General features: G+C 43.1%; 12 protein-coding genes, 1 tRNA gene and 1 other RNA gene. 7 read left to right on the top strand and 7 right to left on the bottom strand.

Annotated features, from left to right (window positions below; all coding sequences use genetic code 11):
• Positions 1–5: 5 nt before the first annotated feature.
• The 3 genes from rnpB to coaD form a co-directional block, all read right to left on the bottom strand.
• Positions 6–383: RNase P RNA component class A (gene rnpB, locus HHA43_RS02435), an RNA gene on the bottom strand.
• Between the two features lie 27 nt (positions 384–410).
• Entirely contained in the window at positions 411–674 is a 264-nt protein-coding gene (locus HHA43_RS02430) for a YfhL family 4Fe-4S dicluster ferredoxin (protein ID WP_168460906.1), read from the bottom strand.
• A 1-nt stretch (position 675) separates the two neighbouring features.
• Entirely contained in the window at positions 676–1,167 is a 492-nt protein-coding gene (coaD, locus tag HHA43_RS02425) for a pantetheine-phosphate adenylyltransferase (protein ID WP_168418035.1), read from the bottom strand.
• Between the two features lie 178 nt (positions 1,168–1,345).
• Here coaD and smpB point away from each other — a divergent pair, with 178 nt between their 5' ends.
• Positions 1,346–1,822: an SsrA-binding protein SmpB gene (gene smpB, locus HHA43_RS02420; RefSeq protein WP_168418034.1), complete on the top strand. Its 477-nt coding sequence runs from the start codon at positions 1,346–1,348 to the stop codon at positions 1,820–1,822.
• Between the two features lie 98 nt (positions 1,823–1,920).
• On the opposite strand, the gene HHA43_RS02415 is transcribed toward smpB, so the two are convergent.
• Genes HHA43_RS02415 through rluD form a run of 3 tightly spaced genes read right to left on the bottom strand, consistent with a single transcriptional unit; the run spans position 1,921 to position 4,385 of the window.
• Complete coding sequence (locus tag HHA43_RS02415; protein WP_168541649.1) at positions 1,921–2,490, bottom strand: flavodoxin family protein; 570 nt, start codon at positions 2,488–2,490, stop codon at positions 1,921–1,923.
• A gap of 39 nt (positions 2,491–2,529) precedes the next feature.
• Positions 2,530–3,273, bottom strand: coding sequence for a peptidoglycan editing factor PgeF (gene pgeF, locus HHA43_RS02410; RefSeq protein ID WP_168418032.1), 744 nt, complete (start codon positions 3,271–3,273; stop codon positions 2,530–2,532).
• Positions 3,274–3,332: 59 nt separating this feature from the next.
• A complete protein-coding gene (rluD, locus tag HHA43_RS02405; RefSeq protein ID WP_168418031.1) occupies positions 3,333–4,385 on the bottom strand; it encodes a 23S rRNA pseudouridine(1911/1915/1917) synthase RluD in 1,053 nt (350 codons plus the stop codon).
• Positions 4,386–4,456: 71 nt separating this feature from the next.
• Between rluD and HHA43_RS02400 the strand changes: the two genes are divergently transcribed.
• Together HHA43_RS02400 and HHA43_RS02395 are read left to right on the top strand one after the other, a co-directional pair.
• A complete protein-coding gene (locus HHA43_RS02400; protein WP_168460904.1) occupies positions 4,457–5,437 on the top strand; it encodes an outer membrane protein assembly factor BamD in 981 nt (326 codons plus the stop codon).
• A gap of 198 nt (positions 5,438–5,635) precedes the next feature.
• Positions 5,636–7,600, top strand: a complete 1,965-nt coding sequence (locus tag HHA43_RS02395; RefSeq protein WP_168541647.1) for a DNA primase — start codon at positions 5,636–5,638, stop codon at positions 7,598–7,600.
• A gap of 55 nt (positions 7,601–7,655) precedes the next feature.
• On the opposite strand, the gene hemA is transcribed toward HHA43_RS02395, so the two are convergent.
• Positions 7,656–8,930 carry a glutamyl-tRNA reductase gene (gene hemA / locus HHA43_RS02390; RefSeq protein WP_168418028.1) on the bottom strand — a complete coding sequence of 425 codons (1,275 nt, stop codon included), beginning with the start codon at positions 8,928–8,930 and terminating at the stop codon, positions 7,656–7,658.
• A 78-nt stretch (positions 8,931–9,008) separates the two neighbouring features.
• On the opposite strand from hemA, the gene HHA43_RS02385 reads away from it, so the two are divergent.
• The 4 genes from HHA43_RS02385 (at position 9,009) to HHA43_RS02370 (ending at position 12,231) form a co-directional block, all read left to right on the top strand.
• Positions 9,009–10,721 carry a tetratricopeptide repeat protein gene (locus tag HHA43_RS02385; protein ID WP_168460900.1) on the top strand — a complete coding sequence of 571 codons (1,713 nt, stop codon included), beginning with the start codon at positions 9,009–9,011 and terminating at the stop codon, positions 10,719–10,721.
• Positions 10,722–10,729: 8 nt separating this feature from the next.
• Complete coding sequence (gene lolB / locus HHA43_RS02380) at positions 10,730–11,308, top strand: lipoprotein insertase outer membrane protein LolB (protein WP_168418026.1); 579 nt, start codon at positions 10,730–10,732, stop codon at positions 11,306–11,308.
• Positions 11,309–11,327: 19 nt separating this feature from the next.
• Complete coding sequence (gene ispE / locus HHA43_RS02375) at positions 11,328–12,158, top strand: 4-(cytidine 5'-diphospho)-2-C-methyl-D-erythritol kinase (RefSeq protein ID WP_168418025.1); 831 nt, start codon at positions 11,328–11,330, stop codon at positions 12,156–12,158.
• Positions 12,157–12,231 (top strand) — tRNA-Gln (locus HHA43_RS02370). The genes ispE and HHA43_RS02370 overlap by 2 nt, the downstream gene beginning before the upstream one ends.
• Position 12,232 lies beyond the last annotated feature (1 nt).

The following is a 12,232-nucleotide window of genomic DNA, read 5'->3' as shown; positions in this document are numbered from 1 at the left end:
AAATTTGGTGAAGTGAACCGATAAGCCGGGTTCTGTCAAGAACGATCATTCCTCTAGGCGTACAATCACTCATACGCTCAAGCGACCTACCCGAATCCAGTACGGGCCGTACCTCAGGATTCCTATTTGGTCTTGCTTCTGGTGGGGTTTACCATGCCATGAACTGTTACCAGCCATGCGGTGCGCTCTTACCGCACCCTTTCACCCTTACCTTCAATTTCTTCCGAAAAAGAAACCATACGAAGGCGGTCTACTCTCTGCTGCACTTTCCGTCGGCTCACACCGCCCAGGCGTTACCTGGCACCCTGCCCTATGAAGCCCGGACTTTCCTCCCCTGCTTTAGTCACGGAGACCTCCACAGCAGCGATCGTCTGGTTCACTTCGAAGGCGCATCTTAGCAAAATTATGACTTAATTGCTTGCGCTTTTTTGAGCAATTAGTTTTTTATATTTTTCCATTAATTGTTCCTGCGTTTCCTCATGCTGCGGATCGGGCGGAATACAATCGACTGGACAAAATAACTGACATTGTGGCTGATCATGATGCCCAACACATTCAGTGCATAAGGCTGGATTGATTTCATAAATCAACTCACCCATAAAAATCGCCTCATTTGGGCATACAGGCTCACAGACATCACAGTTAATACATTCATCGGTAATATATAAAGACACGCTACCAACCTTGTTGCAGTTTACGCTCAAATGCTTCGACCACGACTGGAGATACAAACTTGGTCACATCTCCCTTTAAGCGTGCAATTTCACGAACCAGTGTAGATGAGATAAACGAGTATTGCTCTGACGGCGTTAAGAAAACTGCTTCATATTTACCATCTAATTGACGGTTCATATTCGCCAACTGAAACTCATATTCAAAATCTGAAACCGCACGTAACCCACGTAAAACAGCTGTGGCCTTTTGCTCACGGAAAAAATTGACCAGCAAACCATCAAAGCCTACAAACTCAACATTTGGCAAATGTTTTAAAGAGGCTTGTGCCAATTCAACACGTTCTTCCAAAGTAAAAATTGGGTTTTTATGATGTCCAATTGCAATCGCGACCACGACTTCATCAAACATTTTTGCAGCACGTGTCACTAAGTCAATATGACCATTAGTAATCGGGTCAAAAGTGCCCGGATAAATTACGCGAGTTTTAGACATCCATTAAGCTCTAGTTGGTTTTGTCGGCGTTAGTTTAACAAATACAAAAAATTTTAGTGAACAAAGTCTACCGAATTATGAAACTTCACAGATATATGGTCTATAGTTGCAACGATTTTGATTTGTCAGCCAGTCCTTGTTTGAGGCACAATAGTCATAAGTTTGGAAGTAATTGATTATGGCGAAGGTAACTGTAGTTAAAAAAAATACGGGCGGCACAATTGCACAGAATAAACGTGCACGTCACGATTATTTTATTGAAGAAAAATTTGAGGCTGGACTTTCACTGCAAGGCTGGGAAGTCAAATCTTTACGTGCTGGGCGCATGACCATCACCGAAAGTTATATTTTATTTCGTGACAATGAAGCTTATTTATTTGGTGCACAAATTCAGCCGCTACTGTCTGCATCTACTCACGTTGTACCTGAAGCAACCCGTACCCGTAAACTTTTATTGTCACGTCGTGAAATTGAAAAGTTGATGGGTGCTGTGAATCAAAAAGGCTATTCCTGTGTACCTTTGGCTTGCTATTGGAAAGGCCCTTTGGCAAAACTGGAAATTGCCTTGGTTAAAGGTAAACAATTGCATGATAAACGTGCTTCAGAGAAAGACCGTGACTGGCAGCGTGATAAAGCACGTTTGATGCACAAGTAATTTAATAAATTACCATCATTTAAAAATTAGCATCACCAATAAAAATGCTCGATTAAATATCGAGCATTTTTATGGCATTTGTAAAAATCGAATCAAACTTAAGCTTTAAGTTTTAATTCCACCAAATACTTGCCAAATTTGACCGCAGTTTCTAAATCACCTTCTGGTGGTGTAACTTCTACACTGGCATTATCCGATTGCGTCATTAAACCCAAAAAGCTCGACATACGATTAATGTCATGTGGGCTACGGCCTGTAGGCATAAACGGTAAACCTGACCACAACATGCCGTGCTGCATTGCAAATAAATTTATTTGTTGCAAGACTGCCAGTTTATCGCCACTTAAACCACCACCATTGGTAAAGCCTGCGGCAAGTTTGCCCTGCCAAGTTCTGGCCAACCAGCGTTTGGAAGATTCTTCCATAAACTGTTTTAAGGCAGAGGTAATGCTTCCCATATACGTTGGGCAGCCCATAATAATAATATCGGCTTGGTCTAAGTTGTCCCATTCAATTTCAGTGACTGCCATCAACTCAACTTGTGCGCCCATTTGTGCAGCACCTTGCGCAATATGCTGTGCCACCTTAGCAGTATGGCCATAAGGACTGTGATAAACCACCGCCACACGAATTGCAGCGCAAGAAGATGTTGAATGAGACACTGACATGAGAATGTTTAAAACCAAATAATTAAGTCAAGTTTAACACTAAGCCTGCATAAACACGAATGTTGCCATGCGGCCTGTACGTGGCTGACGGCGGTAAGAATAGTACTGATCGGCCTGCGAATATGAGCACTGATCACCACCCAATACCGTTATGACACCATGCTGCTGCAAAATATAGCGTGCAATCGCATACAAGTCGGCAAAGTATTTACCAGATTGTTGCCCATCTATAAAGGCCGTTTCCAGTTCAGAATATTTATCACAAAAGGCCTGTTTTACTTCTGCTCCAACCTCAAAACATGGCTGACTGATGGCAGCACCTAACCACGCCCATGTTGGTGCACTTTGCATTTCGGCAATGGTGTTTTCAATAATACCGTTGGCTAAACCTCGCCAGCCTGCATGCAAGTTGGCCACTTCTGTGCCTTCCGCATTGCCTAAAACCACAGGTAAGCAGTCCGCAGTCATCATCATTAAAACATGTGCTTTACGCTGTGTGACCAAGCCATCGCCCTCTAAGGCTTCAAAAGTGATTTGCTCATTAATGGTCTGACACAACACACTATGCGTCTGTGTCATCCAAGTCAGTTTATCGACCCCATATTTAGCAAACTCTGCCAGCAAACGCATACGATGCTGCTGCACACGCCATGCATCATCCTGCACATGCAGTGCCAAATTAAACCCAGACAGTTCTGTAGAACTTGTTTCCAGTGCCTGCACATGTTGTATGCGGGTTTGCCCGACATATACTCCTGCAGGGAGTCCTTGAACAAATTGCATGCCTCTATCCTTTTAAATGCATATAAAGCCCCATCTGAGCTGACAGATGTTGAATGGCATCAGTACGCTGCATTTTCGCTGCGTAATACATCTACCAATTGCTTAAAATCTTCAGGCCACGGCGCTTCAAACATCATTTCTTCATGTGTTCTCGGATGAACCAAACCTAATTTGACCGCATGCAAAGCCTGACGTTTAAAGTTACGCAATGTATCGTTCAACAATGCCGATGCACCCGCAGGGACACGCACACGTGGGGTATAGACAGAATCGCCCACCAAACCAAAACCAATATAGCTTAAATGCACACGAATTTGATGGGTACGCCCTGTTTCCAAACGTGCCTGAACGCGAGTGAAGTGCTGAAAACGCTCTTTCACATTGTAATGCGTCACGGCCTCTTTACCGCCCGGCAAGACCGCCATTTTAATTCGATCTACAGGATGGCGTTTAATCGGTTCATCAACCGTGCCGCCTGCAATCATGTTGCCATACACCACCAAGTCGTATAAACGATAAACTGATTTCTTCGCCAGTTGTTTGGTTAAAGCAAACTGTGATTCTAAGTTCTTCGCTACGACCAACAAGCCTGAAGTGTCTTTATCAATACGATGCACCAAGCCTGCACGGGTCAATTCGGCAGATTTAGGATAATGATGCAGCAAGGCATTCACCAAAGTTCCTGAGCTATTACCAGCTCCAGGATGCACCACCATGCCCACAGGCTTATTGATCACAATGATGTCATCATCTTCATAAACAATATCGAGTGGAATATCTTCTGGCAGGCTACGGGTTTGCGCTTCAAGCTCCACCTCTAAAGTCAAAAGCTCATCGCCTTCGCACTTATATTTAGGTTTGACCGTGTTACCATTTACCAACAAATGACCGTCTTTCAGCCACTGTTTTAGCTTTTCACGTGAAAATTCACTCCAAATGATCGCGGCAACCTGATCGATGCGTAGTCCCAAATGGCTGTCATCCAATTGAAATTGCAACGATAAACGTGTTGCAGTTGAGTCTGAAGTATGGTTATCTGCATCCTCAGCATCTTCAAGTAAATTGAACTCAGTTTCAGGTAAATTGGAATGGGTAGATTGTGCTTGACTCATTTGCTCATTCAGACAAAAGTGGTTTAATAGCGCAATTGTAGCTCATTGCCCGTATTAACAGAGGAATTTTTATGTCGCTACCACGTTATAAAATAACAATGCTTGCTCTTTCACTCGGCGTTGCGTCTGCAATTGTGGGCTGTAGCAGCAATCCAAAAAAAGAAGTGGTCGATACTGGTCCGCAGTCTAGCGAACAGGTTTATATTGAAAAAGCAGAAAAAGCACTGGATCGTGGTCAATATACCGATGCGGTGAAGCATCTGGAAGCTTTAGAAACATATTACCCAACAGGTGATTATGCGCAACAGGCGCAGCTTGAATTATTGTATGCAAAATTCCAGCAAAAAGATTATGAAGGTGCAATTGCAGTTGCAGATCGTTTTATCCGCATGAACCCGCAGCATCCTAAAGCCGATTATGCCTACTATGTGCGTGGCGTGGCGAATATGGAACAAAACTATGATGGCTTGTTGCGCTATACCTCACTCAAGCAATCGCACCGTGATGTCAGCTATTTAAAAGTGGCTTATCAAAACTTTGTCGACTTTATTCGTCGTTATCCTTCAAGCACTTATGCTGTAGACGCTGCACAGCGTATGCAGTTTATTGGTCAAGAACTGGCGGAAGCCGAAATGAATGCGGCACGTTACAACATTAAACGTAAAGCATGGGTCGCTGCAGTTGAGCGTTCTTTGTGGGTGATTGAACACTATCCACAAACGCCACAAATTCCTGAAGCATTGGCAACTGTTGCTTATGGTTATGGCAAACTAGGCGATCAGGCAACAGCACAACAATATATTGATGTGTTGAAACTGAACTATCCAAACTTAGTCAAAGCTGATGGTAGCGTGAACTTGCGTGCCGCACGCCACGATGCAAGTTGGATTAACCGTGCCACTTTGGGTATTTTCGGACGTGAAGCGAAAAGCAGCACCGAAGCACAGCAATCTGAAGCCAATGCACAAGCAGCACCATCACGCAGCTTAACCAACCGTTTAAGTTTTGGTTTGTTAGATCGTCCTAAGTCTCAAAACGACAGTGCTGAATAAAATAAGCACAAGCTGATTTGACAATCTTGAAAAATACCAAAGGCAAGTTATGATACTTGCCTTTTGTTTTACTAGGGCTTGTTTCAAACAGCAGAAACAGCTACAAAAGAGAATAATTCTGCCAACACTGACCTCAGTTTCCGACCTGTTCGGCAAAAACTGCTTTCAAACCAATTAAGAGATAAAAGACCGAAACGTATGGCCATTCCACAACACACAATTGATCAAATTCTAGATCGCACCGATATTGTCGATCTGATTGGTCAGCGCGTGAAACTAAAAAAAACAGGTCGTACCTATTCGGGCTGTTGCCCATTCCATCAGGAAAAAACACCATCTTTTCACGTCTACCGTGACAAGCAGTACTATCATTGTTTTGGCTGTCAGGCCAATGGTAACGCTATCCGTTTTTTAATGGATGTTGATAACCGAAATTTTGTGGATGTCATGAAAGACTTGGCCAGTCAAACAGGCATCGAACTCCCGAAAGATCAGCACGACAGCAAAAAACTCTCCTATAAACGTGAAGTCAAAAAACCTACAACGATTGCAAAGCTAAAAGCGCCTGTAAAAAATCAACACGAAACTGCTGCGGCTCCAACTGCAACAAACGAACATGCTAACGATGCTGACACGAGTGTGGGAATCGACTTCGATCCTTTTGCTGAGTTTCAAAGCACTGAATACTCAAGTTCTGAATTTCAGAACAGTGCAGACCCGTTTGCAGGTTTTGAACAATGGGATGCCATACAGGAAACACCTGCGCAGGAAGGTAACTTATACGACTTACTCGAAAACGTGGCTCAATATTATGAGCAGCAATTACCGCATAGCCCTGCCGCACAACAGTATTTCCAAAAACGTGGTTTAACTGCACAAACCCTGCAATTCTGGCGTTTAGGCTATGCACCTGAAGACTGGCAACATTTGGAAAAAGCCTTTCCACAAGACATTGCAGGCTTAAAACTTCTAGGCTTGATTCGTACCAGTGACAAGGGACGTGACTTCGATTTATTACGTGATCGGGTAATTTTCCCAATTCGTGACAGTAAAGGTCGTGTAGTCGGTTTTGGTGGCCGTGCACTCAATGATGAAATCAAGCCCAAATACATCAACTCGCCCGACTCGGAAGTCTTTCATAAAAACCAATTGCTCTATGGTTTATATGAAGGCCGTAAGCAAAAAGCCCAAGACTATTTAATGGTTGAAGGCTATATGGATGTGATTGCTTTGCAGCAATACGGTATTCATGGTGCTGTCGCAACTTTGGGCACAGCCAGTAATACTGAACATTTAAACATTCTATTCCGTCAAAACAACCGTATTACCATTGCTTTTGATGGCGATGCCGCAGGTCAGAAAGCCGCACGTCGCACATTGGAAATTGCGCTGCCTTTGTTAAATGATGGGCGTGAACTGAAATTCTTTGTTTTACCGAATGAGCACGACCCAGACTCACTCATCCGCCGTGAAGGGATTGAAAATTTCCGCCGCCTGCTCGATCAAGCTCCTTTACTATCTGACTTTGTATTTGCACATCTGACCCAAAACCATAATGTCAGCACCCCTGAAGGCAAAAGTCAGGTCATGGGTGAACTGCGACAATTGACCGAGCTATTACCCAAAACTGGCTCTTATCGCTATTTGCTGCAACAGTTTTTCCGTGAAAAATTAGGTTTTAACCGTAAATGGCAGGCACAGACCAATAATGACGCATCCCTAAGTTTTAGCACCAAAGTCGATGCCGAAGAATATGTGATTGCGATTCTGATCAATCATCCCTATTTATACATTCACTTCGAGCCTTTACGTGCTTTGATTCCAAGTGATCACTTACTGCATCAAATTTTAAATATTTTAAATATTATTTTTGATGATTTACCAGATGATCCCGAACAGGCTAAATATTATATTTTAGGTGCATGTGCAGCCTATCATTTTGAGTTACATCGTATTTTACAACAAGCCAATGTCAGCGATTACACCACTTCCCCTGAACATGTCGATAAACTGGCGCAGGATTTTTCAACCAAACTGCAATACGATTACTTACAGCAAAAAATCCGCTCCAAGAAATTCAGCAGCATTGAAGAAATGAAACGCTTAAAGCATCAAATTTATGAAATTGATAAAAAAAGATCGCTTACCTTGTTAGAAGAGTAAGCGATCTGCGCTCGTTCTTAATCGTTAGAAATAAATTTTAGGCCTAAAGTCGTATTTATTTACGACGACGTTTGGCAATCTCTGCCAAGTTTTCCTGCATAAACTCAAAACACTCAGGCTCATCACCTTTGGCTGCTTCGCGCAACAAAATCGATGTTGGATGCAGCAGTTTTTGAGTTAAACGATAAGAAAATTCCTGCAAAACCTGTGCAGCATCTTCACCTTTGGCAATACGTGTCATTGCCAAACTTAGCTCTTCCTCACGCAAACTTTCACCTTGTTCACGATAAGCATGAATGGTTGCACCCGCTTGCTGGACTTTTTGCTGAGTCACCAGTTCTGTCACCAGTTGATTGACCATGACTTCTGCCTCAACCGCCGCCTGACGACGTTGCGCCAAGTTTTCATCAATCACGGTTTGCAGGTCATCAACCCCATACAAATACACACCATCCAAATTTTCAATTTTTGGATCTATATCACGTGGTACGGCCAAATCGACCAGTAACATTTGCTGATAACGGCGTTTTTTTAAAGCCGCCTTTACTTCAGGATAAGCAATGACCTGATGCAAACTGCCTGTACAACTTGAAATCACATCGGCACGATGTAAATTGGCGGCAAGCTGATCAAACTCAATAATTTCAACTTCTACCCGATGTGCAATTTCCTGCGCCAATGTTTCGGCACGAGCACGGGTACGGTTACAAATCAAAATTTTAGCGACACCCATTTCTGCTAAATGCTTTGCCACAAGGCTATTCATTTCACCTGCCGCCACCACCATCACTGTTAATTTTTCAGGATGGCTAAACACTTGCAAAGCCAGTTGCGCAACAGCATAACCCATAGACACCGCATGGCTGCCTACAGCAGTTTCAGAACGTACCCGCTTGGCTGCGTAAAAGGCATATTCAAAAATTCGGTTTAGTTGTTGCGAAACGGTATGAGAGTCTTTGGCTAAAGACAGCGCAGTTTTGACCTGACCCATAATTTGCGGCTCACCCAACATGAGCGAGTCTAGTCCACTGGCCACGCGCATTAAATGTGATACAGCCTGTGCATTTTCATAACGATAAACATGATGACTTAATTGCTGAGCATCAATACCATTTACACGGGCGAGCCAATTCAACACCTGCTCTGGATGTTCAGACATGGCGTAGACTTCGGTACGGTTGCAAGTTGACACGACCACCAAATCATTCAGTTCGGGGTGATGGCTTTGCTCAGCAAGCAAGGCACTTAACTTTTCTGGGTTAAATGCAATTTGCTCGCGCAACTCGACAGAGGCGGTTTGATGGTTGACACCCAATGCAAAGAAAGACATATCAGATCATCATTTCGCTAAATTTATGCTATTGTGCAATAACGGTGTCATAAAAAGCATTACTTGGATCAAGAAAAATTGCGTCAAACAAATAGCCGACCATACGGCGCGACAATTAAGCAATATTCTACCACATTCTTACTGGTCGGTAGCATGGCTTCTAGTGCTCATCTTAGTGCATCTGGAGAAATTTATCATGCAAATTCAAATTATAATGCTGTAAACCAAACCATGGTGGCCGAATTTGCCTTGGCCTATGGCGATATTCCCACCGCTTTGCACAACTACACTGTACTGGCAATCAAAAACAATTCAACTTCAATTAAACAGCGTGCTTTAAACATAGCAATTGAGCAAAATGACCTACGCGCGGCGCTCGATGTTGCAACGCATTGGGTAGTACAAGAGCCTTCTGATGTCCCTGCACTGTTCTATTTAGCGCACATTGCCCTTAAAGCACATGAATATGATTTGGCCGCAGAAACCTTAGATAAAATTCTGAATATTGATGCCACAGCAGACCTAGAACAAATTCTGGCAGGGATTGCCCCTGAGTCTGCGGAAGACCGTGAGTTTCTGATTCAGGCCTTGCGCACCAGTAAAGCCAAAGACAACCCTTCCATTTTAGTGCTGATTGCAGGTTTAAAAGCCCAAAATGGACAATACCAAGCAGCGCTCAATACCATTAATCAAGCATTGAGAAAGCGCCCTAAGGTGACTGGCTACATCTTAATGAAAGCCAATTTATTAGGTGTATTGGGCAATGAAGCTGAAACAGCCGCATGGTATGCAAAGTCTAGTCGTAAGCATAAAAATAATTTTGAAGTGCGTCTAGCCGAAGCCAAATATCTAGTCAAAAAGAATGAAGCGACACAGGCGCTAAGCAAACTCGAAGCTATTTTAAAAAAATGGCCAGATGAAGACGAAGCTTTGTTTCTTGCGGGTTTAACCAGTATCGACTTAAAGCAATACGAAAAGGCCGAAAAATACTTGGTCGAGCTGCGCTATTCTGCGCAATATCAAAATGAAGCTTATTATTATTTAGCAGTCAATGCAGAACGTAAACAGCACTATGAAACAGCAAAAGCCTATTACCGACTTGTAGATGGCAGCCTATATACGGTTTCACGCCGCAACATGATCAGTATTTTTGCCCAGCAAGATAAACTAAACGATGCCCTGCGCTTTTTAACACAGGAACGTGTCAATTACCCACAACACGCCAGCTATTTGTATCAGGCACAGGCCGACATTTTAAAACGCATGAACAATAAAAAAGCAGCACTGCGTTTATTGGATGAAGCCATCAAGAACTTGCCTGATGATCCAGACCTGATTTATTCAGAAGTCTTGCTGCTCGATGCACATCAAGAAAAAGACAAACTAGATCAATTGCTCACCAAGTTATTGGAAATTGAACCAAATAGCCCAACTTATTTAAATGCTTACGCCTATACCCTTGCGCTGCAAAACCGTCGTTTGGAAGAAGCGCGTCGCTATGTAGAGCAGGCGCTTGAATTTGCACCTGAGCAAGCTTCTATTTTAGATACCTTGGGTTATGTCAGCTATTTGCAAAATGACTATACCGCGTCTGCTCAGGCTTTAGAAAAAGCTTATTTGCTGAGCCACAGTGCAGCAATTGGTGCACGCTATGCAAAATCACTGTATATGCAAGGTGATATCCAAAAATTCAGCCAAGTGTTACAACAATTACAACAAAATCATCCGAATGATCCGCAATTGCAACAATTAAATTCGCTATTGTTAGCGCAGCCCGTTAAAAAGAGTTAAGTGATTTTATGCGTTTATTTTCAAAATTAGGTCTTACCCTGTTTGTCAGTAGCAGTCTGCTCATTACAGGTTGTCAGCCTTTTGTGCAATCTCCCGCCCATGTTTCACAACAGGTCGAAGCAGAAAATCAGTTTAACCTACAAGGTAAAATTGGCGTGCGTACCCCGCAACAGTCTGGCAGTGCCTTTTTCACTTGGGTACAACAGCAACAACAGTTTGATATTGAGCTAAGTGGTATTTTAGGTGTTGGTAAGACCCAAATTAGCGGACAACCTGGGCAAGTCACCTTGAACAGCGCCAAAACGGGTTTAATTTATGCAGAAAGTCCTGAAGAGTTATTGGAACGTGCCACAGGCTGGCAAGCGCCTATTACCCATTTAATCGACTGGGTACAAGCCCGACCTGCAACCGTAGATGCTCAAATTCAAAAAGACAGTCAACAACGCCCTACGCAATTTATTGAAGATGATTGGACAGTCGATTTAAGTTATAACGACAATGCCCCTTTACCCAACCGCCTGATTTTGAAACAGGCACTTGAGTCAGGGCAGGAAAACCGTATTACAATGCTCATCCAAAATCGTTAATCACTTGCTAAATTTCGCCATGACTCGTGTTCCCTCACCTGCTAAATTGAATCTGTTTTTGCACATTACGGGTCGTCGTGAAGACGGCTACCATGAACTGCAAAGTATTTTTCAATTGATTGATTTATATGACTGGCTGGAATTTGAAGTGAATGACACAACTGACATTCACATTCAGGGCTTAAATAGTGTCGATTTAGAGCAAAACCTGATTTATAAGGCCACGCAAATTTTAAAGCCATACGCCAAACAAGTGACTGGGTTAAATATTGCGATTGAAAAGCACATCCCAATGGGTGCAGGGCTTGGCGGTGGCTCATCTAATGCGGCAACCACGCTAATTGTGGTCAATCAGCTGTGGCAATGTGGCTTAGAAATTGACCAATTGGCGGAATTGGGTTTGCAACTAGGTGCAGATGTTCCCATTTTTGTACATGGGCGCAATGCATGGGCAGAAGGCATTGGTGAACGGTTAACATTCATAGACTTAGCCCCGAAACAATATATTGTGTTAAAACCTGACTGTTTTATCAGCACTCAACTACTTTTTTCACAAAAAACATTGACAAGAAACTCGAAGCCCACTAAATTCTGCGGCTATCAGATAAAGCCATCTGACTTTGGAAATAATTTTGAGCCTGTGGCACGAAATTTATATCCTGAAGTCGATGAAGCAATGCGTTATTTAGACCAATTTGGTCAAGCAAAGCTTACAGGTACAGGTGCTTGTGTTTTTACTGAAGTGACTGCAGAAATGAATGTTGAATACATTTTGGCAAACTCACCATGTACTGCGTACTGCGTGAATAGCCTAGATGAATCTCCATTACGACATTTCACAGTACAATAGGGGTATCGCCAAGTGGTAAGGCACCGGTTTTTGATATCGGCATCCGTTGGTTCGAATCCAGCTACCCCTGCCAT

The sequence above is a fragment of the Acinetobacter sp. A2 genome (assembly GCF_012371325.1).
GTDB lineage: Bacteria > Pseudomonadota > Gammaproteobacteria > Pseudomonadales > Moraxellaceae > Acinetobacter.
The sequence above is the reverse complement of the archived record's forward strand: the minus strand, read 5'-3'. Positions and strand labels throughout refer to the sequence as shown.

Excerpts from the sequence above, each read along its gene's own strand:
- HHA43_RS02395 (WP_168541647.1), top strand. The coding sequence starts at position 5,636 with ATGGCCATTCCACAACACACAATTGATCAAATTCTAGATCGCACCGAT.
- hemA (WP_168418028.1), bottom strand. The coding sequence starts at position 8,930 with ATGTCTTTCTTTGCATTGGGTGTCAACCATCAAACCGCCTCTGTCGAG.
- HHA43_RS02400 (WP_168460904.1), top strand. The coding sequence starts at position 4,457 with ATGTCGCTACCACGTTATAAAATAACAATGCTTGCTCTTTCACTCGGC.
- HHA43_RS02415 (WP_168541649.1), bottom strand. The coding sequence starts at position 2,490 with ATGTCAGTGTCTCATTCAACATCTTCTTGCGCTGCAATTCGTGTGGCG.
- lolB (WP_168418026.1), top strand. The coding sequence starts at position 10,730 with ATGCGTTTATTTTCAAAATTAGGTCTTACCCTGTTTGTCAGTAGCAGT.
- ispE (WP_168418025.1), top strand. The coding sequence starts at position 11,328 with ATGACTCGTGTTCCCTCACCTGCTAAATTGAATCTGTTTTTGCACATT.
- rluD (WP_168418031.1), bottom strand. The coding sequence starts at position 4,385 with ATGAGTCAAGCACAATCTACCCATTCCAATTTACCTGAAACTGAGTTC.
- pgeF (WP_168418032.1), bottom strand. The coding sequence starts at position 3,273 with ATGCAATTTGTTCAAGGACTCCCTGCAGGAGTATATGTCGGGCAAACC.
- coaD (WP_168418035.1), bottom strand. The coding sequence starts at position 1,167 with ATGTCTAAAACTCGCGTAATTTATCCGGGCACTTTTGACCCGATTACT.
- smpB (WP_168418034.1), top strand. The coding sequence starts at position 1,346 with ATGGCGAAGGTAACTGTAGTTAAAAAAAATACGGGCGGCACAATTGCA.